Origin of the sequence: Cellulomonas phragmiteti (assembly GCF_016862775.1) — a bacterium.
GTDB lineage: Bacteria > Actinomycetota > Actinomycetes > Actinomycetales > Cellulomonadaceae > Cellulomonas > Cellulomonas phragmiteti.
In genome coordinates this window covers 264,000-284,597 of record NZ_BONP01000001.1, presented here as the reverse complement: position 1 = coordinate 284,597, position 20,598 = coordinate 264,000, and the positions used below count along the sequence as shown (strand labels likewise).

Sequence of the window (20,598 nt, the reverse complement as noted above, 5' to 3'; positions counted from 1 at the left end):
ACCCGGGGCCGCACGCGGCGTCCGGTGGCGGACTCAGCCGACCGGCGTGAGCTCCGAGCGCGACATCGCCCACCCTGCGTCCCCGCCGATGGCGCGGTCGCCCCCACCGAGACCCGCGGAGGCCGTCAGGTCGGCCGGGACGGTGTCGGGGATCAGCAGGCCCTCGGCCACCGCGACACGGTCGCTGACCTCGCGCAGCACGAGCGACAGCGGGACGTCGAGCGCGTCGCAGATGCTGCTGAGCAGCTCCGACGACGCCTCCTTCTGGCCACGCTCGACCTCGCTGAGGTACCCCAGGGAGACACGAGCCGCAGAGGACACCTCACGCAGGGTCCGCCCCTGGCGCTGGCGCGCGTCCCGCAGGACGTCGCCGATCTCTCGTCGCAGAACGACCATCTGGGCTCCTCCCCTCACGTCACGTCCTCGGTCGACGGACGGTGCCGCGGTCCGCGGTCCCGTCGCACTGGCTGCTCCCGGCCGTGGAGCCGGGAGACGACCACCGTACCGCGCAGCGCCCGCACGTGCTCCTGTCCCGCGCACCGGCGGTCGGGTCGTCGTCACACCCCACCCAACGCGAGCGCACCGCCCCGTGTTCCCGTCATGCGCGGGCGTCCGGCTGCCGTTCCGGGTCCACCAGGGCCTCGGCGGCCAGCACCAGGACCGCGAGGCACGCGGCCGCCCGGACCTCGGCGCGGCCGCCGGGCAGCTCGAGGCTGCGGACCAGGCTCGAGCCGGGTGCGGCCACGGCGACGTGCACGGTGCCGGGCGGGTGCCCGTCCTGGCCGTCGGGGCCGGCCACGCCCGTGGTCGCGAGTCCCACGTCGGCGCCCAGGCGGTGCCGCACCCCGGTGGCCATCGCGGCCGCCACCTGCGGGTCGACGGCGCCACGCCCGGCCAGCAGCGCCGCGTCGACGCCGAGCACCGTCGCCTTGAGGTCCGTGGCGTAGGCGACGACGCCGCCACGGAGCACCGCCGAGGCGCCGGGCACCTCGACGAGGGCCGCCGTCACGAGACCTCCGGTGAGCGACTCCGCGACGGCGAGCGTCCAGCCGCGCCCGGCGAGCGCGGCGAGCAGCCGGGCTGCGGCGTCGCGCACCGCGGTCACAGGCCGGCAGCAGGTGGCAGGCCGGCGGTCCGGCGGATCCGCACGGCGTCACGCACGTAGTCGACGCCGGTGAGCACGGTGACGAGCACGGCGACGCCCATGACCACCGCGGCGAGGACGCCGACGACGGCGGGCAGGGCGGCCAGCGGCAGCAGGTACAGCGAGATCGCGACGGCCTGGAGCACCGTCTTGAGCTTGCCGCCGCGCGAGGCGGGCAGCACCACGTACCTCAGCAGGAAGAACCGCATGACGGTGATGCCGAGCTCGCGCACCAGGACGAGGACCGTCACCGCCCACCACAGGTCGCCGAGCCACGAGAGCAGGACGAGTGCGCTGCCCACGAGCAGCTTGTCGGCGATCGGGTCGAGGAGCTTGCCGAGGTCGGTCACCTGGCCCGACCTGCGGGCGAGCCACCCGTCGAGCCTGTCGGACGCGGCAGCCACGACGAACAGCCCCGTCGCGAGCAGCCGCCCACCCACGGTGTGCCCGCCGTCGGAGAGCAGCACGACGGCGAAGACCGGCACGACGGCGATCCGCAGGACCGTGACGACGTTGGCCGGGTTCCACACGGACGGAGCGTCGGCGACCACGCGCCCAGCCTACGGGCCGCGCAGGCAGGCCCCGACCGCCCGACGGCCCACCCACGTCGTCACCCGTCCGGCGGCATTCACCTGGACGGATGACCGACTAGTCTCCCGGCGTGCCACGTCACGCCCGGGAACCGCACCGGCCGGTGCTCCCGGTCGCGGTCGCGGCCGCCCTGACCGGGCTCGTCCTGGCCGGCTCCGCAGGAGCGGCGGGCGCCCTGGGCGCATCCGCTCCCCCGTCCCTGCCGGGTGCGGTCCCCACGGTCGCGGGCGCCTACACGTCGGCACCGGCGCCGCCCGCCCCGCCTGTCCCGGTCCCCACCGCCGAGCCCGACGTCGCGCTGAGCATCGTCGCCGCGGGTGACGTGCTGCCGCACCTGCCCGTGCTGCGGTCCGCCCGCGCCGGGGACGGCTACGACTTCACCCCGCTGCTCACGCCCCTGGATCCCTGGGTGCGCAGCGCGGACCTCGCGTTGTGCCACCTCGAGGTCCCGGTCGCCCCCCAGGGCTCCGCCCCGTCCGGGTACCCCGTGTTCGGGGCGCCGGCACAGCTCGCGGACGGGCTCGCCGCGCAGGGCTGGGACGGCTGCTCGACCGCCTCCAACCACTCCGTCGACCGCGGCTGGGCCGGGGTCGGCGCGACGCTCGACGCGCTCGACGGCGCCGGGCTCGGCCACGTCGGCACGGCGCGGTCACCCGGCGAGGACGCGCAGGCGCAGCTGTACCGCCTCGAGCGGGCCGGCCGCACCGTCACGGTGGCCCACCTCGCCTCGACCTACGGGACCAACGGCATGCCCGTCGACCCCGACAAGCCGTGGTCCGTGCAGCTGACCGACGCGGACGACCTGGTCACCCGGGCGACCGCGGCCCGCGCCGCAGGTGCCGACCTCGTGCTCGTCAGCCTGCACTGGGGCAGCGAGTACCGCACGGCACCCACCGACACGCAGCGCGCACTCGCGCAGGAGCTCGCCGACTCGGGCTCCGTGGACCTCGTGATCGGGCATCACGCGCACGTCCCGCAACCCGTCGAGCTCCTGGCCGGCGGGCCGGACGGGGTGGGCATGTGGGTGGCCTACGGGCTGGGCAACTACGTGTCCAACCAGGACGAGGCGTGCTGCGCGGCCGACACCGCGTCGGGTCTCCTGCTCACCGCCGAGGTCGTCGCCACCGGTGCCGATCCCGCCGCGGGGACGCCGGCGGGGCCGGCGCGGGTCGCCGGGGTGCAGTGGACGCCCATCACCGTCGACCGCGCGGGCGGGCACCGCGTGCACGCCCTCGTCGACATCCCCGACGGCACGGCGTCGCTGCCCGCCGCCCGCGTCGCGCGGCGGCTCGAGCTGGTGCGGGGCGCCGCGGGCCCCGCGGCGCCCGAGCGTGCCACACCGGCAGCGGCGACCGGTCCGGCGCCGGTCGTGGTCCCCCGCACCCGCTGAGGCCGCCGCGACCACGGGCGCCGCACCTCACTCGAAGGGCCGCGCGCCGCCGTAGAGCCAGCCCTGCCCGTACCGCCACCCGTTGCGTCGCAGGAACTCGGCCTGCTCCTCGTACTCGATGCCCTCCGCGATGGTCACCATCGCCAGCTCGCGCGCCAGGGCCCCCAGCGCCCGCACGACCTTGCCCGCGGTCGGGTCGTGCGGGATCCCGGACGTGAAGGACATGTCGAGCTTGACCCCCGCGACCGGCAGGTCCCGCAGGTAGGACAACGGGGAGACGCCCGTGCCGAAGTCGTCCAGCAGGATCGGGACGCCCGCCGCGGACAGCTGCGTGAGTTCGTGCCGGATCCGCGTGCCCGAGGCGACCAGCGACGACTCCGTCAGCTCCAGGACGAGCCGACCGGCCGTCACCCGGTGCCGCGACAGGTCCTGCAGCAACCGGGTCGCCAGCTCGGAGTCCCCGAGCTGGTCCGCGGACACGTTGACGGAGACCCACCGCCCGTCGTCCGCGTGGGTCGCGAGGAACTCCACGACGCGGCTGGCGACCAGCTGCCCCAGGAGCACCGAGACGCCGGCCTCCTGCACCTGCGGCAGGAAGGCGCCGGGCAGCAGCAGGCCGCGGTGCGGGTGCTGCCAGCGCACGAGCGCCTCGTACCCGACGACGTGCCCGTCGGACAGGTCGACGATCGGCTGGTAGTGCACGACCATCTCGCCCGCCTCGATCGCCTGCACCAGCTCGCGGTGCACGTTGGACGGTGCGGCGAGCTCCATCGACGTGTCGTACACCTCGGTGCGCCCGCGCCCGGTCTGCTTGGCGCGGTACAGCGCGGCGTCGGCCGCGGCGAGCAGGGTCGGCGCCCCCGCCTCGACGAGGTGCGGCTCGGCGAGCGCGATCCCGACGCTGGCCCCCACACCGAGACGCCGACGGCCCACCCGCACCGGCTCGGCGAGACCCGAGTGGATCTCGTTGGCGACCTCGAACACGGCCTTGGCGGCGTGCACGTCCTGCAGCACGACGACGAACTCGTCACCCCCGAGCCGCGCGACGGTGCCGTTGCCGGCCGAGGCCGCCCGCAGCACCCCGGCGACGTGCACGAGGATGTCGTCGCCGGCAGCGTGCCCGTACCGGTCGTTGATCGCCTTGAAGCCGTCGAGGTCGCACGCGAGCACGGCGATCCGGTCGACGGCGCCCGGCTGGGCGAGGGCCGCCTGCAGGACCTCCTGCAGCAGGGTGCGGTTCGCGAGCCCGGTGAGCGGGTCGTGCATGGCCCGGTGCGTGAGCATCTCGGCCTGCATCTTCGACTCCGTGGCGTCGCGCACCTGGACGACGAAGTGGTCGGCGCGGCCGTCCGCGGCCCGCACGAGCGCCGCGTCGAGGACGACCCACACGAGCTGCTCGTCCGCGCGGCGGCAGCGCATCTCCAGCGAGAACCGCTGCTGCCCGCCGCCGAGCAGCTTGTCCATCTCCATCCGCTGGGACGCACGGTCCTCGGGCGCGCTGAGCTCGTCGATGCGGTAGCCCCGCAGGGCGGACGCGTGCGTCCCGAGCAGCTCGGCCAGCGCGACGTTGGCCTCGGTGATGCGCCACTCGAGGTCGACCAGCGCCATGCCGATCGGGGCGTTCTCCATCGCCACGCGGAACTGCGTCTCGCTGCGGGACAGCGCGACCTCGACGTCGTGCCGGGCCGTGATGTCGACGATCGTCGTCAGCACACCGACGCTCCCGTCGTCGTCGGCGGGCATCGTGCGGCTCGTGACCTGCACGACCGACGGGCGCGCACCCGGCCCCGGCGGGACGAGCGTGACGACCGTCGTGCGCTCCTCGCCCTCCACGTCGTGCCGCGCCAGGACGAGCCCCGGGTTCACCGCGAGGCCCCGGTCGTCGAGGAGCACGACGGGCATCCGCGACACCGGCATCCCGACGACCGAGTCGCGCGTGACCCCCAGGATCTGTGCCGCGCGCTCCGAGAGGTCCAGCACCTCGCCGTCCCGGGACTGCACCAGGACGCCCTCGCTCGTGACCCGCTGCAGCGCGTCGTAGCGGCGGTGGAGCTGCCCGGCGACGCGCACCAGCTCGGCGTTGCGTCGGGCCTGGGCGCGCTCCCGACGCAGCAGGACCAGGACCGTGCCGAGTGCGGCGACGGCCACCACCGCGATGACCGTGGTGATGACGTTGTACGGACCGACCAGACCGACGTCCACTCCGCGGCCGCTCAGTCGTCGTCGGCGGGACCGTGCCCGCCGTCGCTCTCCTCGTCCGCCTGCGACGGTGCGGCGGGGCCGGGCTCACCCCGCAGCATGGCGAGGGTGGCCGGCAGGTCGTCCGGCTGCAGCAGGACCTCGCGGGCCTTCGAGCCCTCCGAGGGCCCGACGATCTCGCGCGACTCCAGCAGGTCCATCAGCCGGCCCGCCTTGGCGAACCCGACCCGGAGCTTGCGCTGCAGCATGGACGTCGAGCCGAACTGCGTCGTCACCACCAGCTCGGCCGCCTGGAGCAGGAGGTCGAGGTCGTCGCCGATGTCGTCGTCGACCTGCTTCTTGACGGCCTGGACGGCGACGTCCTCGCGGTACACCGGCTTGAGCTGGGTCTTCACGTGCTCCACGACGGCGTGGATCTCCGACTCCGAGACCCACGCACCCTGGGTGCGCATCGGCTTGGCCGCGCCCATCGGCAGGAACAGCGCGTCGCCCTGCCCGATGAGCTTCTCCGCACCGGGCTGGTCGAGCACGACCCGCGAGTCCGTGAGCGAGCTGGTCGCGAACGCGAGCCGCGACGGGACGTTGGCCTTGATGAGACCCGTGACGACGTCCACCGACGGGCGCTGCGTGGCCAGGACGAGGTGGATGCCGGCGGCGCGCGCCAGCTGGGTGATCCGCTGGATCGACGCCTCCACGTCCCGCGGCGCGACCATCATGAGGTCGGCGAGCTCGTCGACGATCACCAGCAGGTACGGGTACGTGGCGATCTTGCGCTCCGACCCGGGCAGCGGCTTGACCTTGCCGGCGCGCACGGCGACGTTGAAGTCGTCGATGTGCTTGTACCCGAAGTTGGCGAGGTCGTCGTACCGCGCCTCCATCTCCCGCACGACCCACTCGAGCGCCTCGGCGGCCTTCTTCGGGTTCGTGATGATCGGCGTGATGAGGTGCGGGATCCCCTCGTACAGCGTGAGCTCGACGCGCTTGGGGTCGACGAGGATCATCCGGACCTCGTCGGGCGTCGACCGCATGAGGATCGACACGATCATCGAGTTCACGAAGGACGACTTGCCCGCGCCGGTCGCGCCGGCGACCAGCAGGTGCGGCATCTTGGCCAGGTTCGCCACCACGTAGCCGCCCTCGACGTCCTTGCCGACGCCGATGACCATCGGGTGCTCGCTGCGCTTGGCGGCCGAGGACCGCAGGACGTCACCCAGCGCGACGGTCTCGCGGTCGGTGTTCGGGATCTCGATGCCGATGGCCGACTTGCCGGGGATCGGCGACAGGATCCGCACGTCCGCGCTGGCGACCGCGTAGGCGATGTTCTTGCTCAGCGCCGTGACGCGCTCGACCTTGACCGCGGGGCCGAGCTCGACCTCGTAGCGCGTGACCGTCGGCCCCCGGGTGAAGCCGGTGACCTGCGCGTCGATCTCGAACTGGTCGAGCACCGACGTCAGCGACTCCACGACGCGGTCGTTCGCGGCCGAGCGCACCTTGTGCGGCGGGCCCTTCGCCAGGACCTCCTCGGTGGGCAGGATGTACACGACGTCGCCCTCGAGCATCGGCTGCTCACCACGGGGCACGCCGCTTGTCGGCGGGGCCGGCAGGTCCGCCTCCACGACGGCCGTGGTCGCCGTGTCGGTGACCGGTGCCATGCGGCGGGTGGCCACCGCGTCGGCGGCCGCCGCTGCCGCTGCGGCCTCCTCCTCCTCGCGCGCCACGACGGCGGCGCGCTCGAACGCCTCGTCGCCCTCGTAACCGTCGAGGCGGCCGTCGTCCGGCGGCGGGACCTCCTGCGCGCGGCGCCGGCCGAGCAGCCGCCGGGTCTTCGACACGGGGGCCTCGGGACGGGCGCTGTGCAGCGCCTCGATCACCAACGGCGCGTCCGGCTCGTCGACGGGCTCCTCGTGGTGGCCCGTCAGACGGCGGTACAGGCCGGCGAGCCGCGGGCCGATCTGGTGCACGGGCGTGGCGGTCACGACCAGCACGCCGAAGAACGCGAGGATCGCCAGCAGCACGCCCGCCACGACCGTCGTCAGCAGCGTCGCCAGCGGGGTCCCGACCAGGAAGCCGACCACACCCCCCGCCGCCCGCACGGCGGCCATGTCCTGGGTGCGGGGCAGACCCTGCGTGAGGTGCACGATGCCGCAGGAGGCGACCGTGATCGCGGTCAGCCCGATGCCGATGCGCGAGTTGGCCTGCACACGGTCCGGGTGGCGCATGAGGCGGACGCCGAGACCGAGCAGCACGACCGGCACCACGACACCGACGACACCGAAGGTGCCCGCCACGACGTTGTGGATGACGTCGCCCGCCGTCCCCGACAGGTCCCACCACTCGCGCGCGGCGACGACGACCGCGAGGCCCACGAGCGTGAGCGCGAGCCCGTCGCGCCGGTGCGCCGGGTCCAGCTCGCGCGCGCCTGCTCCGACGTGCCGGGCCGTCCCCCCGACGAGGTGCGCGGCGCCCATCCAGATGCCCCGCACGATCCGCAGCGGCAGCGCCGGGCGCCGCGGTGCGGCCGCGCCGCGGGCCGCGGGCTTGGCGGTGCCGCGCGACGACGAGCCCTTGGCGGACCCGGACGACGCACCGGAGGCGCGGGTCGATCGCGCCGGGCCTGGAGTCGTACGGGTCGCCATGGTCCTCACGGTAGCGTCGCCACGGCCCGGGACGTCGCTGGTGCGTGTCCGTGTCGCTCTCCGGAGCGACACGGAGCCGACCCGGCCAGCGGCCGGCCCCGGGTGTCGCAGGTGGGTGCCACGATGCGGGGCATGGACCACCCGAGGACGGCGACCGCGTCGATCGCGGTCGACCGCGTCACCGCCCTGCGGCACCGCGCCCGGGCCCAGCAGCTCGATCGCGCCCCGGGGACGGTGACCGACGTCACCGACAGCGCCGTGCTCGACGCCGGCGTCCAGGACACCGGGACCGACGGCGCCCTCTGGGCGCTCGCCAACCGCGGTGCGTCCGTCGTCGCCTCCGACCGACCCGCGACCCTCGCCCTGGCCTGGACGCTGCGGGGGGCGCCGCACGCCTACCGCCGCGCGGACCTGCGCGACGTCGAGCGCGCCCTGCGTCCCTGGTCCGACGCCGACGCCGCACGGCGCATCTTCGACGCGGCACGCCCGCTGCGGGCCGCCGGCATCGCCCCCACCCAGGCCCTGGCCGCCGTGGCACGAGCGATGCGCGAGATCGTCGTGCGCCCGACGGTCAAGGGTGAGGTGTCGGCAGCGCTGACCGCGGCCATGCCCGACGCCTACCTGCGCGCCTGCCGACCCTGCGGTGCGACCCACATGTACGAGCAGACCTTCCGGCTCGCGGCGCTGCACGCCGGCCTCGAGCTCGAGGCGGCGACCTCACCCCCGGTGCTGCGACGCATCCCCCGCTGGCCGTCCACCCAGGTGGGCCGCACCGAGCCCGCCGCGCCGGGAGCACCGCTCGACGTCGTCCGGTCGGCGCTGCACCTGCTCGGGCCCACCACGCCCGCCGCCGTCGCCGGCTACCTCGACGCCCCCGTCCGCGAGGTCACGTCCCGGTGGCCGTCGGACGTCACGGACGTCACCGTCGACGGCGTCCCGGCCCAGGTGCTCGACGAGGACGTGGACGCCCTGCGCGCCGCGGCGCACCCGTCCGACCGGCCGCCGGTCCGCCTGCTGGGCACCTACGACCTGTTCGTCCAGGCGCGCGACCGCGAGCTGCTCGTGCCCGACGCCGCCGCACGCCGCTCGCTGTGGCCCGTGCTCGGCCGGCCCGGGGCGGTGCTCCGCGACGGCGAGATCGTCGGCACGTGGCGACCGCGCACGCGCAGCGGGGTGCTGGCGCTCGACGTCACACCCTGGACGCGGTGGGACGCCACGCTGCGCGCCCAGGTCGACGCCCAGCACGCACGGCTCGCGGAGTTCCGTGGACTGCGCACACCCTGACGGCGCGCCCGCACCGTCCGGCGCGCTCCGGTTCAGGCCTCCACGACCACGGGGATGATCATCGGGCGGCGTCGCAGCCTGCTCGACACCCAGCGGCCCACGACGCGGCGCATCACCTGCTGGAGCTGGTGGGTGTCGCTCGTGCCCGTGCGCGCCGCGTCCTCCAGGGCAGCGGTCAGCACCGGCAGGATCTCGTCGAAGACGTCGTCCTGCTCCGCGACGCCGCGCGCGTGGATCTGCGGGCCGGCGAGCACCTTGCCGTCGCCCGAGGACACGACCGCGAAGATCGACACGAAGCCCTCGTCCCCCAGGATCCGGCGGTCCTTGAGCTCGGCCTCCGTCAGCTCCCCGACGCTCGACCCGTCCACGTACACGTACCCGCAGGGCACGGCGCCGACCACCCGGGCCTGCCCGTCGACGAGGTCGACGACGACCCCGTCCTCCGCCAGGACGACGCGGTCCGCCGGCACACCGGTCCGGACCGCGAGCGCCGCGTTCGCCACGAGGTGACGGACCTCCCCGTGGACGGGCATGACGTTGCGCGGACGCAGGATGTTGTAGCAGTAGAGCAGCTCACCGGCGCTGGCGTGCCCGGACACGTGGACCTTCGCGTTGCCGGAGTGCACGACCCGCGCGCCCAGCCGCATGAGGCCGTTGATGACCCGGAAGACCGCGTTCTCGTTGCCGGGGATCAGGCTGGACGCGAGCACGACCGTGTCCCCCGGTCCGACGGCGACCTTGTGGTCGCCGTTCGCGATGCGCGACAGCGCCGCCATCGGCTCCCCCTGCGAGCCGGTGCACATGAGCACCACCCGGTCGTCGGGCATGCTCTCCAGCTGCTTGAGGTCCACGAGCACCCCGTCGGGCACGCGCAGGTACCCGAGCTCGGCCGCGATGCCCATGTTGCGGACCATCGACCGGCCGACCAGCGCGACCTTGCGCTCGTTGGCGACCGCGGCGTCGATGACCTGCTGGACGCGGTGCACGTGCGAGGCGAACGAGGCCACCACGACCCGCCCCGTCGACTCCGCGACCACCTGGTCGAGCACGGGGCCGATCTCCCGCTCGGGGGTCACGAACCCCGGGACCTCGGCGTTCGTGGAGTCCACCATGAACAGGTCGACGCCCCGCTCACCGAGCCGCGCGAACGCCCGCAGGTCCGTGATGCGGCCGTCGAGCGGGAGCTGGTCCATCTTGAAGTCGCCGGTGTGCAGGACCGTGCCGGCGGCCGTGCGGACGGCGACCGCGAGCGCGTCCGGGATGGAGTGGTTGACCGCGACGAACTCGCACTCGAAGGCACCGAGCTGCTCGACCTGCCCCTCGCGCACCGTCAGGGTGGTGGGGGCGATCCGGTGCTCCTTGAGCTTGGCCTCGACGAACGCCAGGGTCAGCTGCGAGCCGACGAGCGGGATGTCGCGCCGCAGGCGCAGCAGGTACGGGACCGCGCCGATGTGGTCCTCGTGGCCGTGCGTGAGCACGATCGCGTCGATGTCGTCGAGGCGGTCGGCGATGTAGGCGAAGTCCGGGAGGATCAGGTCGACGCCCGGCTGGTGGTCCTCGGGGAAGAGCACCCCGCAGTCGATGACCAGCAGACGACCCGCGTGCTCGAGGACGGCCATGTTCCGGCCGACCTCGCCCAGCCCGCCCAGCGGGACGATCCGCAGGGCTCCGTCCTGCAGCGGCGGGGGCAGCGTCAGATCGGGGTGCGGGTGACTCATGGAGCTCCTGAGGGATCGGTGGGTGCCCGCGGCGTCACACGCGCTCGGCACCCGGGACGACGCCGAGCAGCCCGGCCGCGGCCAGGGCGGCGCGCACACCCGCGACCTCGTCGTCGGTGAAGGGGACCAGGGGCAGGCGCATGGCGCTGCTGCCCAGGACGCCGAGCTCGACGAGCGCCGCCTTCGCGGCGGCCGCCTGGAAACCGGCGCCGTTGAGGGCCGTCACCACGGGCAGCAGCGAGCGGTACACGTCGAGGGCGGTCGCGGCGTCGCCGTCGCGCCAGGCGGCGAACAGGCGGGCGAAGCCCTCGGGCGCGGCCTGCGTCGCGACCCCGACGAGACCGACGGCACCGTGGGCGAGGAAGGCCAGCGCGAGCCCGTCGTCGCCGCTGTACCAGGCCAGGCCCGTGCGGACGACCGACTCCGCGGCGGCCACGACGTCGCCCGTCGCGTCCTTCATGGCGACGACGCGGTCGTGCGCCGCGAGCGCGTCGATCGTCGCCGCCGTCAGGCGGACGCCCGCCCGGCCGGGGACGTCGTAGAGCATGATCGGCAGGTCGGTCGCGGCGGCGACCGCGTGGACGTGCGCGACGATGCCGTCGGGCGCCGGACGCGAGTAGTAGGGCGTCACCACGAGCAGCCCGTGGGCCCCGGCCTCGGCGGCCTGCTCGGCCATGCGCACGGCGTGCGCGGTGTCGTTCGAGCCGGCGCCCGCGACGACGACGGCCCGGTCGCCGACCGCCTCGACGACGACGCGCACGATCTCGGCCTTCTCGGGTGCGTGCGTCGTGGGCGCCTCGCCGGTGGTGCCGTTGACGACCAGGCCGTCGTGGCCGGCGTCGACGAGGTGCCGGGCGAGCCGTGCCGTGGCCTCGAGGTCGACCGCGCCGTCGCGGGTCATCGGGGTGACCATGGCGGAGAGCAGCGACCCGAACGGGTGGGTGGCGGACGTCACGGCAGACATGGCCACACGGTACCGCCCGGAGGGTGGTCCGCGTCCGGGCCTTCCGCCTCCGCGACGGCCTGCTCAGCGGCGCCAGGAGTCGAACCGGTACCGCGTCCCGGTGCGCGAGACGCGCCAGGGTGCGCCCTCGCCGCCCGACGCGAGCCGCCACCCGGCGCCGATCGCCGGTGCCCGGGTGTCGCCGGGCACGTCGAGGTCGACGACCGTGACCTCGACGCGTTCCGCGTGGTCGATCGTGGCCGCGTACACCGCGCCACCACCGATGACCCAGACGTCGTGGTCCGCCGCCAGCGCCTCGTCGAGGCCGTGGACGACCTCGGCGCCCGGCGCACGGAACCCGGGGTCGCGGGACAGCACCACGTTGCGCCGGCCCGGCAGCGGCCGGAAGCGCTCGGGCAGCGACTGCCACGTCGCCCGCCCCATGACGACGGTGCCGCCGGTCGTCAGCTCGCGGAAGTGCGCCAGGTCCTCGGGCACGTGCCACGGGATGGTGCCGGCATCGCCGATCACGCCGTCGGGCGTCTGCGCCCAGACCAGGCCGATCACCGTGTCAGACCGCCACGGGCGCGGCGATCGTCGGGTGGTGCCGGTACCCCTCGACGGCGACGTCGTCCCACGTGTAGGAGAACAGGGACGGCGCCTGGCGCAGCTGCAGCGTCGGGTACGGGTACGGGCGGCGTGACAGCTGCTCGCGGACCTGCTCCACGTGGTTGTCGTAGACGTGGCAGTCGCCACCGGTCCACACCAGGTCGCCCACCTCGAGGCCGACCTGCTGCGCGATCATGTGCGTGAGCAGCGCGTACGACGCGAGGTTGAACGGCACCCCGAGGAACAGGTCGGCCGAGCGCTGGTACACCTGCAGCGAGAGCCGTCCGTCGCTGACGTACAGCTGGAAGAACGCGTGGCACGGGACCAGCGCCATGTCGTCCAGCGCCGCCACGTTCCACGCCGAGACCACGTGGCGACGTGAGTCCGGGTCGCGGCGCAGCTCGTCGAGCAGCCGCGCGAGCTGGTCGACGTGCCCGCCGTCGGGCGTCGGCCACGAGCGCCACTGCACGCCGTAGACCGGACCGAGCTCGCCCTCGTCGTCGGCCCACTCGTCCCAGATGTGCACGCCGCGGTCAACGAGCGACGCGATGTTGGACTCCCCGCGCAGGAACCAGAAGAGCTCCTCGGCGACCCCACGGAAGAACACGCGCTTCGTCGTGACCAGCGGGAACCCCGCGCGCAGGTCGTAGCGCAGCTGGTGCCCGAAGACCGAGCGGGTGCCCGTCCCGGTGCGGTCCGCCTTGGGTGTCCCGGTCGCCAGCACGAGCCGCAGCAGGTCCTCGTACGGCGTCGGGACGTCGGTCGTGAGGTCGCTCGATCCCGGTGCCGGCTGCGTCATGGCGACATCGTAGGCGCGACGGCAGGATGGCACGCATGAGCCGCCCGCTGCCCCCCGCCCTCGCCGCCCACCTGCCCACGGGCGTGCTCGTCGACGGGCGCTGGCGTCCCGCACGCTCGGGCGCGACGTTCGAGGTCGAGGACCCGGGCACCGCGCGCACGCTCGTCGAGGTCGCCGACGGCGACGAGGACGACGCCCGCGAGGCGCTCGACGCCGCGGCCGACGCGGCCGGTCCCTGGCGTCGGACGTCGCCACGCGTCCGGGCGGACCTGCTGCGCGCCGTCGACGAGGCGATGAGGGCGCGGGCGCAGGACATCGCGGCGCTCGTCACCGCCGAGGGCGGCAAGCCGCTCGCCGAGGCACGGGCCGAGGTGGCCTACGCCGCCGAGTACGTCCGCTGGTACGGGGAGCAGGCCGTGCGGGTCGACGGCCTCGCACGGCGCGCTCCGGCCGGCACGCACCACCAGCTGGTGCTGCGGCGCCCGGTGGGGCCGGCGCTGCTCATCTCCCCGTGGAACTTCCCGGTCGCGATGATCGCCCGCAAGGTGGCCCCCGCGCTGGCGGCGGGGTGCACGTGCGTCGTCAAGCCCGCGCAGCTGACGCCGCTGACCACGCTGTACGTCGCCGAGATCATCCGCGCGGAGCTCGCCGCGCGCGACCTGCCGACGGGGGTGGTCAACGTCGTGCCGACGTCGTCCGCGCGGCGCGTCAGCGAGCCGCTGCTGGCCGACCCGCGCCTGCGCAAGCTGTCGTTCACGGGGTCGACCGAGGTCGGTGCGACGCTCCTGGCGGCAGCCGCCCCCTCGGTCCTGCGCACGTCGATGGAGCTCGGCGGCAACGCGCCGTTCCTCGTCTTCGAGGACGCCGACCTCGATGCCGCGGTCGAGGGCGCGGTGCAGGCGAAGATGCGCAACTCCGGCCAGACGTGCGTCGCTGCCAACCGGTTCCTCGTGCACGCGTCGGTCGCCGACGAGTTCGCCCGGCGGCTGACCACGGCGTTCGCCGACCTCGTGCTGGGTCACGGGGCCGACGACGGCGTCACGGTCGGCCCCCTCATCCAGCGCTCGGCGGTCGAGCGCGTGGCCGAGGTCGTCGCGCAGGCGACCGACGGTGGCGCGCGCGTCCGCACGGGCGGCGACGCGCCCGACCGCGACGGGTACTTCTTCCGGCCGACCGTCCTGACGGAGGTGTCCCCCGACGCCCGGGTCGTCACCGAGGAGACGTTCGGGCCCGTGGCACCCGTCGTGACCTTCGACGACGAGGACGAGGCGCTGCGGCTGGCCAACGGCACCCCGTTCGGCCTGGTCTCCTACGCGTACACGCGGGACGTGGGCCGGGTGATGCGGCTGGCCGAGGAGCTCGAGGCCGGCATGATCGGCATCAACCGCGGCATGGTGTCCGACGCGAGCGCGCCGTTCGGCGGCCTCAAGACGTCCGGGCTGGGACGCGAGGGCGGGGAGCTGGGGCTCGAGGAGTACCTCGAGCCCGTGTACGTCGCGCTCTGAGGGCAGCCCGTGGCACGGGCCGCACCGCGGGGGCGTCGAGCCCGGGTGCGTGTGCGACAGTGACGCCGTGACGCCGCACGACCCCGCCACCGCCGCTCGCCGGCAGGCGGTCTCGGTGTCCGTGGCCACGGGCCTGTACGGCGTGTCGTTCGGCGCGCTGTCGGTCGCCGCCGGGCTGACGGTCCCCCAGACGATGGCGCTGAGCCTGCTGATGTTCTCCGGAGGGTCGCAGTTCGCGTTCATCGGCGTGATCGGCGCCGGCGGCGCCGCGGGGGCGGCCGTCGCGTCCGCCGCGCTGCTCGGCGCGCGCAACGGGTTGTACGGCGCGCAGCTCACGCCGCTGCTGGACCTGCCGTGGCGCTGGCGTGGCCCGGCCGCCCACGTCACGATCGACGAGTCCACCGCGGTCGCGACCGCGCAGCCCACCCGGGCCGCCGCCCGCGTCGGGTTCTGGTGGACGGGCGTCGGCGTCCTCGTGCTGTGGAACGCGTTCACGCTGCTGGGCGCGCTGGCCGGTGACCGCCTGGGCGACCCGCGTGCCTACGGCCTCGACGCGGCCGCGGCGGCCGCGTTCCTCGCCCTCGTCTGGCCCCGCCTGGCCGGACGTGCGGCGCAGGGCGTGGCCGCGGCGGCCGTCGTGGTCGCACTGGTCACCACGCCGGTCCTGCCCGCCGGGATCCCGGTGCTGCTGGCGGCGTGCGTCGCGGTCGTCGTCGGCGTCGCGGTCCCGCCCCGGCCCGCGCCCGAGGTGCCGGCATGACGGCCCTGTGGGGTGCGGTCCTGCTCGCCGGGCTGGCCTGCCTCGCCATCAAGCTCGCGGGGCACGTGCTGCCCGAGCACTGGCTCGCGCGGCCCCGGGTGGCCCGGGTCGCCGCGCTCGTCACCGTCGCGCTGCTGTCCGCACTCGTCGCGGTGCAGACCGCGACGAGCAGCGGCCAGGTCGTCCTCGACGCGCGCCTGCCCGCGCTGGCCGTCGCGGCCGTGGCGCTGGCGCTGCGGGCGCCGTTCGTCGTGGTCGTCGTCCTGGCCGCGGCCACGGCCGCCGGCCTGCGGCTGCTCGGGATGCCCTGACCGCGCCGGACCTCGGGTGTCAGCCGTCGCCGCGTGACGCGCCGACCACCCGAGCAGCCGCGGCCCTCGCCCGCCGGACCGCCTCCTCGCGCTCGTCCGCCACCGCCGGCAGCGCGTCGAGCGCCATGACCACGTCGGCCTGCACGTCGCGGCACCCCAGCGCCGCCCGGGCCAGCAGGGCGCCCGTGAGCTCCGGCGAGTCGTAGAAGTCGTCCTCCCGCCCCGCCGCGGTCAAGGCACGCAGCACGTCCTCGGCGTCGGGGTGGGCGGCCACCGACGCCTCCAGGGCGGAGCGCGGCTCGTGCGGCACGGTCCCCTCCCGCGCGACCAGCTCGAGCAGAGCGAGCACCTCGAGCGCGGTCGCCCGGTCGACCCACAGGTCGGGCAGCACCGCGAGCAGGTACCGGACGGCTCCAGGCGTGACCGTGGCCGGCGTCCCCTGGTGCAGGACCGCCGACCACAGGTGCCGCACCGCCCGGCCGCGAGCCTCGAGGTCGGCGCCGGTCAGGGCGCGCAGGTGCCCGGGCGTCGCCGTCGCCGGGCCGTAGGCATCGAAGCGGTCGGCGAGGTCGGCGCAGGAGGGCTCGGTCACCGTGCCAGTCTGCCGTCCGCACCTGCGGGTTAGGCTCGCGGGGTGCCGCCCACCGCCGACGTGTCCGTCCGTCCCGCCGTGCCGGGCGACGAGACCCGCATCGCCGCCATCCAGCTCGCCGCGTGGCGCACGGCCCACGCCGACGTGCTCGGCGAGGTCGTGCTCGACTCGCTCGACGAGCAGGCGTTCGTCGCCCAGTGGCGCCAGGCGGTGACCACGCCTCCCGGGCCCGGCTACCACGTGCTGGTCGCGTGCGACGGGCCGCGGGTCGTCGGCGTCGCCTCGGTCGCACCGGTCGCACCGCCGGACCCGATGCAGGCGCCCGGCGGCGTGGTCCTCGCCCTCGAGGTCGACCCGCCGGACCAGCGCTCCGGGCACGGCTCGCGCCTGCTCGCGGCTGCGGTCGACCTGCTGCGCGCCGACGGCGCCGACCAGGTGCAGACCTGGGTCGTCGAGGGCGACGCCGCCCGCGAGCGGTTCCTGTCCGGCACGGGCCTGGGCCCCGACGGGCGCACCCGGCGCCTGGCGACCGGTCCGGGGCCCGACGAGGAGGCGCACGTCGTGGCCGAGCACCGGTGGTACGCGGCGATCTGAGTCGCGCCGCGCGCCCGGGCCGCCTCAGGGCAGGTCGCCGGGCGCGCCCTTGCCCCGGTGCAGCCGGCTCGCCGTGCGCAGCGCGGCCCGCGCCCGCGACCGGTCACCGGCCGCGTCGTACGCGAACCCCAGGAGGTACCAGCCGCGCCAGTCCCCCGGGTCGGCCTGCACCTGGTCGCGGTACGGCCCGAACGCCTCCCGCGCCGCCGCCCGGTCGACCCGACCGCTGGCCGAGCGCGGCAGGTCGTCCACGGGCAGCTGCCCGGCGGTGGCCAGCGTGTCGGCCATGCGCTGCACGTCGAGCGCCAGCAGCCACTCCCGAACGATGAGGCCGAGCACGAGCAGCGGCGCGACGAGCAGGGCGACGCCGAGCACGATCCCCACGGCCCGACCGGTCGCGACGAGCTGCACCGCGCGCAGCGCGACGAGCCACACGTAGATGCCCAGCAGCGCCGTGAGCCCCACGGCAGCAGCGAGCCCCGTGCGCCGGCGCCGGGCCGGGGGGTGCTCGCTCATGCGGGCAGGTCCAGCAGGTGCTCGAGCCCGACCGTCAGCCCGGGGCGCTCCCCCACCCGGCGCACCGCGAGCAGCACGCCGGGCATGAAGCTCGTGCGGTCGAACGAGTCGTGACGGATCGTGAGCATCTCGCCCGGGTTGCCCAGCAGGATCTCCTCGTGCGCGACCAGGCCACGTAGTCGCACCGCGTGCACGCGCACCCCGTCGACGTCGGCGCCGCGCGCGCCGTCCAGGGTCTGCGACGTCGCGTCGGGCATCGCCCCCAGCCCGGCCGCGGCGCGGGCGGCCGCGATGCCCTGCGCGGTGTGCCGTGCGGTGCCCGACGGCGCGTCGACCTTGTCGGGGTGGTGCAGCTCGACGACCTCCGCGGACTCGAACCAGCGGGCGGCCTGCCGCGCGAACGACATCGCCAGGACCGCGCCGAGGGCGAAGTTCGGGGCCACCACGACACCCACCCCGGGCGCCCGCCCGAGGTGGTCACGGACACGGCCGAGCGACGCGTCGTCCCACCCCGTCGTGCCGACGACCGCGTGCACGCCCGCGTCGACGAGGAGGTGCACGTTCTGCTCCGTCACCGACGGCACGGTGAAGTCGACGGCGACGTGCGCGCCCTCGGCCACCACGGTGCGCAGGTCGTCACCCGCGTCCAGCGCGGCCACCAGCTCCAGCCCGTCGGCCTCCTGCACGGCGCGCACGGTGGTCGCTCCCATGCGCCCGGACGCTCCCAGCACGGCCACGCGGATCGTTTCGCTCACGGCACGCCACCCTAGCCGCCGCACCGCGCCGCGACCCGGCGCGTCCGCCGGGCCCGCGCTTCAGCGGCCGGGGGACGCGGCGACGCGCTGCGCCAGGTGCTCCGCGAGCCGCCGCAGCTCGACCGGCGGCAGGCCGGTGAACCGCTCCACCTCCCGCGGCGGGTAGCCGGCCTCGACGAACCACTCGACGACGGCGGTCGTGGCGGCGGCGTCGACCGGGCCGGACCCGACCGACTCGCGCACGAACGTCGCGAACCGCACCGCGGACAGGTACTGCGCGGGCGTCATGCCGAGCAGGTGCGTGCACCAGCGGTGCAGCTCACCCAGGCTCGTCGCGACGTCGCGTGCCACGTCGAGCTGGCGGACCAGACCGTGCCGCTCGTCGATGAACCGCAGGGCGTCCTCAAGGTGGTCGAGGTCCGCACCCGTCCGCCGCGGCAGCGCCGCGAGCGCGTCGAGCACGACGCCCACGGCCTCGTCGTCGCCACCGGCCTCCAGGAGCTCACCTGCGCGCGCGACGGTCGCCGCGTCGAGGACCTCTTCGACCGGCAGCCAGGTGTCGGCCACGGGCCGCTCGGCGCGCAGCCGCGCGGGCCCCAGCGGGTGCAGCTGCACCCCCAGGCGCGCCACGGGGCCCGTCTGCTCGGCGATCACCGCCCGCGTCCACGCGCTGCGCAGCCCGTCGCGGTCGGGGGTGACCACCCCCGTGAGCGGGTCGACGAGCCGACCGCCCGTGCCGCGCACGATCTGCAGCAGACCGCGCCCGTCGGGCAGCAGCACCTCGGTGTGCTGCCGCCCGCCGTCGTGTCTCGCGACCCACGCGTGCTCGGCGATGCCGTGCAGCCCGGCGGGAACGGGAAGGCGACGGTACGAGTCCACGGCGACGGCCATGCCTCATCATGCCGCCGACAAGGCGTCAGTGGGGCCGGTCAGTCCCCGAAGGGCCCGACGCGCACGACGCTGCGCGGCGCTGCGGCGAGCTCGGCCGCGAGCTCCTGGACCTCGCCCGCCGTGACCGCCCGGATCCGGGCGAGCGACTCGTCGACGTCGAGCAGCTGCCCGTGCACGAGCTCGGCCTTGCCGAGCCGGCTCATCCGCGACCCGGTGTCCTCCATGCCGAGCACGAGCCCGCCGCAGAGCTGGCCGATGCTGCGGGAGAGCTCGGCCGCGCCCATCGGCTCGTCGGCCATGCGCTCGAGCTCGACGACCATGAGGGCGGTGACCTCGTCGACCCTTGCGGGGGTGCACCCGGCGTACAGACCGAACAGGCCGGTCTCGGCGTGCGCGCTCGCGAAGGAGTAGGTGGAGTACGCCAGCCCGCGCTTCTCGCGGATCTCCTGGAACAGCCGCGACGACATGCCGCCGCCGAGGGCGGCGTTGAGCACCGACAGCACGAACCGCCGATCGTCGGTGGCGTTCAGGCAGGTGCCGCCGACGATGACGTTGGCCTGCTCGGTGGAGCGGCGGACCGTGAGCTCGACGCCCGCCGCGGCGGGTCCGGGCACACCCGCGGCACGGCGCGCTGCAGGGACCGCGCCCGGCGCCAGGTCCCAGCCGCCGGCCGCGAGCGCCGCCTCGACCTGGGCGCACAGCGCGTCGTGGTCGACGCCCCCGGCCGCGGTGACGACGAGGGTCTCGGGGCGGTAGTGCTCGCGGTAGTGGTCCCACACCGCGGCGCGGGGCACCGTCCGGATGGCGTGCGGGGTGCCGCCGATCGGCCGACCGAGCGGGGTGTCGCCGAACACGGCCGTGGCGAACTGCTCGTGCGCGACGTCCGACGGGTCGTCGTCGTTCATGGCGAGCTCTTCGAGGATGACGCCGCGCTCGGTCTCGAGCTCGTCGCCGTCGAGGCGGGCGGACGTCACCATGTCGGCGATGACGTCGACGGCCATGGGCACGTCGGTGTCGAGCACCCGTGCGTAGTAGCAGGTGTGCTCCTTGCCGGTGGCGGCGTTCGCCTCACCGCCGACGGCGTCGAACGCCTCCGCGATGTCCATGGCGGAGCGGCGCGCGGTGCCCTTGAACAGCAGGTGCTCGAGGAAGTGCGTCGAGCCGAAGTGGCCCGACGTCTCGTCCCGCGATCCGACCCCGACCCACGCCCCGACGGTGGCGGAGCGCAGGCCGGGCATGTGCTCGGTCAGGACCCGGACGCCGCCGGGCAGGACGGTGCGCCGTACGGCGGCACCGTCCTGCCCGACGACGAGCTCGGCGCCCGGTGAGCCGGGCGCGACGAGCGGGAGGATCTGCGGCAC

Annotated in this window: 20 protein-coding genes; 6 read left to right on the top strand and 14 right to left on the bottom strand. The window is 75.3% G+C overall.

The annotated features are described in order from the left end of the window. Nucleotides 1–33: 33 nt before the first annotated feature. The 3 genes from Cph01nite_RS01335 to pgsA all read right to left on the bottom strand — a co-directional run bounded on the left by Cph01nite_RS01335 (nt 34) and on the right by pgsA (nt 1,695). A complete protein-coding gene (locus Cph01nite_RS01335) occupies nt 34–396 on the bottom strand; it encodes a helix-turn-helix domain-containing protein (protein ID WP_203670542.1) in 363 nt (120 codons plus the stop codon). Nucleotides 397–598: 202 nt separating this feature from the next. Next, nucleotides 599–1,105 (bottom strand): CinA family protein, encoded by a 507-nt coding sequence (locus tag Cph01nite_RS01330; RefSeq protein WP_239068954.1) that lies wholly within the window; start codon nt 1,103–1,105, stop codon nt 599–601. Then, nucleotides 1,102–1,695 (bottom strand): CDP-diacylglycerol--glycerol-3-phosphate 3-phosphatidyltransferase, encoded by a 594-nt coding sequence (pgsA, locus tag Cph01nite_RS01325; RefSeq protein WP_203670541.1) that lies wholly within the window; start codon nt 1,693–1,695, stop codon nt 1,102–1,104. Before pgsA ends, Cph01nite_RS01330 begins: the two co-directional genes overlap by 4 nt. A 110-nt stretch (nt 1,696–1,805) precedes the next feature. Here pgsA and Cph01nite_RS01320 point away from each other — a divergent pair, with 110 nt between their 5' ends. Next, nucleotides 1,806–3,125, top strand: a complete 1,320-nt coding sequence (locus Cph01nite_RS01320; protein ID WP_203670540.1) for a CapA family protein — start codon at nt 1,806–1,808, stop codon at nt 3,123–3,125. Between the two features lie 27 nt (nt 3,126–3,152). On the opposite strand, the gene Cph01nite_RS01315 is transcribed toward Cph01nite_RS01320, so the two are convergent. Both Cph01nite_RS01315 and Cph01nite_RS01310 read right to left on the bottom strand, forming a co-directional pair. Next, nucleotides 3,153–5,327, bottom strand: a complete 2,175-nt coding sequence (locus Cph01nite_RS01315; protein ID WP_203670539.1) for a putative bifunctional diguanylate cyclase/phosphodiesterase — start codon at nt 5,325–5,327, stop codon at nt 3,153–3,155. An 11-nt stretch (nt 5,328–5,338) separates the two neighbouring features. Continuing rightward, the gene (locus Cph01nite_RS01310; protein ID WP_203670538.1) at nt 5,339–7,960 is read right to left on the bottom strand and encodes an FtsK/SpoIIIE family DNA translocase; all 2,622 of its coding nucleotides are present in this window, start codon (nt 7,958–7,960) and stop codon (nt 5,339–5,341) included. Nucleotides 7,961–8,092: 132 nt separating this feature from the next. On the opposite strand from Cph01nite_RS01310, the gene Cph01nite_RS01305 reads away from it, so the two are divergent. After that, nucleotides 8,093–9,244 (top strand): DNA glycosylase AlkZ-like family protein, encoded by a 1,152-nt coding sequence (locus Cph01nite_RS01305; protein WP_239068953.1) that lies wholly within the window; start codon nt 8,093–8,095, stop codon nt 9,242–9,244. A 32-nt stretch (nt 9,245–9,276) separates the two neighbouring features. On the opposite strand, the gene Cph01nite_RS01300 is transcribed toward Cph01nite_RS01305, so the two are convergent. The 4 genes from Cph01nite_RS01300 to Cph01nite_RS01285 form a co-directional block, all read right to left on the bottom strand. After that, entirely contained in the window at nt 9,277–10,962 is a 1,686-nt protein-coding gene (locus Cph01nite_RS01300) for a ribonuclease J (RefSeq protein WP_203670537.1), read from the bottom strand. Between the two features lie 34 nt (nt 10,963–10,996). After that, nucleotides 10,997–11,926, bottom strand: coding sequence for a 4-hydroxy-tetrahydrodipicolinate synthase (gene dapA / locus Cph01nite_RS01295; RefSeq protein WP_203670536.1), 930 nt, complete (start codon nt 11,924–11,926; stop codon nt 10,997–10,999). Nucleotides 11,927–11,989: 63 nt separating this feature from the next. Then, on the bottom strand, nt 11,990–12,472 hold the full coding sequence (locus tag Cph01nite_RS01290; protein ID WP_203670535.1) for a dihydrofolate reductase: 483 nt from the start codon (nt 12,470–12,472) through the stop codon (nt 11,990–11,992). A gap of 4 nt (nt 12,473–12,476) precedes the next feature. Then, nucleotides 12,477–13,313: a thymidylate synthase gene (locus Cph01nite_RS01285; protein ID WP_203670534.1), complete on the bottom strand. Its 837-nt coding sequence runs from the start codon at nt 13,311–13,313 to the stop codon at nt 12,477–12,479. A gap of 35 nt (nt 13,314–13,348) precedes the next feature. Here Cph01nite_RS01285 and Cph01nite_RS01280 point away from each other — a divergent pair, with 35 nt between their 5' ends. From Cph01nite_RS01280 to Cph01nite_RS01270, 3 genes are all read left to right on the top strand, one after another. After that, nucleotides 13,349–14,818, top strand: a complete 1,470-nt coding sequence (locus Cph01nite_RS01280) for an NAD-dependent succinate-semialdehyde dehydrogenase (protein ID WP_203670533.1) — start codon at nt 13,349–13,351, stop codon at nt 14,816–14,818. Nucleotides 14,819–14,885: 67 nt separating this feature from the next. Continuing rightward, nucleotides 14,886–15,578: an AzlC family ABC transporter permease gene (locus Cph01nite_RS01275; RefSeq protein ID WP_239068952.1), complete on the top strand. Its 693-nt coding sequence runs from the start codon at nt 14,886–14,888 to the stop codon at nt 15,576–15,578. After that, complete coding sequence (locus Cph01nite_RS01270) at nt 15,575–15,889, top strand: AzlD domain-containing protein (protein WP_203670531.1); 315 nt, start codon at nt 15,575–15,577, stop codon at nt 15,887–15,889. The genes Cph01nite_RS01275 and Cph01nite_RS01270 overlap by 4 nt, the downstream gene beginning before the upstream one ends. Nucleotides 15,890–15,908: 19 nt before the next feature. Here Cph01nite_RS01270 and Cph01nite_RS01265 read toward each other — a convergent pair whose 3' ends face one another. Further along, nucleotides 15,909–16,481 carry a hypothetical protein gene (locus Cph01nite_RS01265; RefSeq protein WP_203670530.1) on the bottom strand — a complete coding sequence of 191 codons (573 nt, stop codon included), beginning with the start codon at nt 16,479–16,481 and terminating at the stop codon, nt 15,909–15,911. Between the two features lie 42 nt (nt 16,482–16,523). On the opposite strand from Cph01nite_RS01265, the gene Cph01nite_RS01260 reads away from it, so the two are divergent. Then, nucleotides 16,524–17,075 carry a GNAT family N-acetyltransferase gene (locus Cph01nite_RS01260; RefSeq protein WP_203670529.1) on the top strand — a complete coding sequence of 184 codons (552 nt, stop codon included), beginning with the start codon at nt 16,524–16,526 and terminating at the stop codon, nt 17,073–17,075. Nucleotides 17,076–17,099: 24 nt separating this feature from the next. Here Cph01nite_RS01260 and Cph01nite_RS01255 read toward each other — a convergent pair whose 3' ends face one another. From Cph01nite_RS01255 to Cph01nite_RS01240, 4 genes are read right to left on the bottom strand one after another with little or no spacing between them, the layout of a single operon-like run. After that, nucleotides 17,100–17,591 (bottom strand): tetratricopeptide repeat protein, encoded by a 492-nt coding sequence (locus Cph01nite_RS01255; protein WP_203670528.1) that lies wholly within the window; start codon nt 17,589–17,591, stop codon nt 17,100–17,102. After that, nucleotides 17,588–18,346, bottom strand: a complete 759-nt coding sequence (gene dapB / locus Cph01nite_RS01250) for a 4-hydroxy-tetrahydrodipicolinate reductase (RefSeq protein WP_203670527.1) — start codon at nt 18,344–18,346, stop codon at nt 17,588–17,590. The genes Cph01nite_RS01255 and dapB overlap by 4 nt, the downstream gene beginning before the upstream one ends. A 60-nt stretch (nt 18,347–18,406) precedes the next feature. Beyond that, nucleotides 18,407–19,237 (bottom strand): helix-turn-helix domain-containing protein, encoded by an 831-nt coding sequence (locus tag Cph01nite_RS01245; protein ID WP_203670526.1) that lies wholly within the window; start codon nt 19,235–19,237, stop codon nt 18,407–18,409. A 38-nt stretch (nt 19,238–19,275) separates the two neighbouring features. Beyond that, nucleotides 19,276–20,598, bottom strand: a complete 1,323-nt coding sequence (locus Cph01nite_RS01240) for a M16 family metallopeptidase (protein WP_203670525.1) — start codon at nt 20,596–20,598, stop codon at nt 19,276–19,278.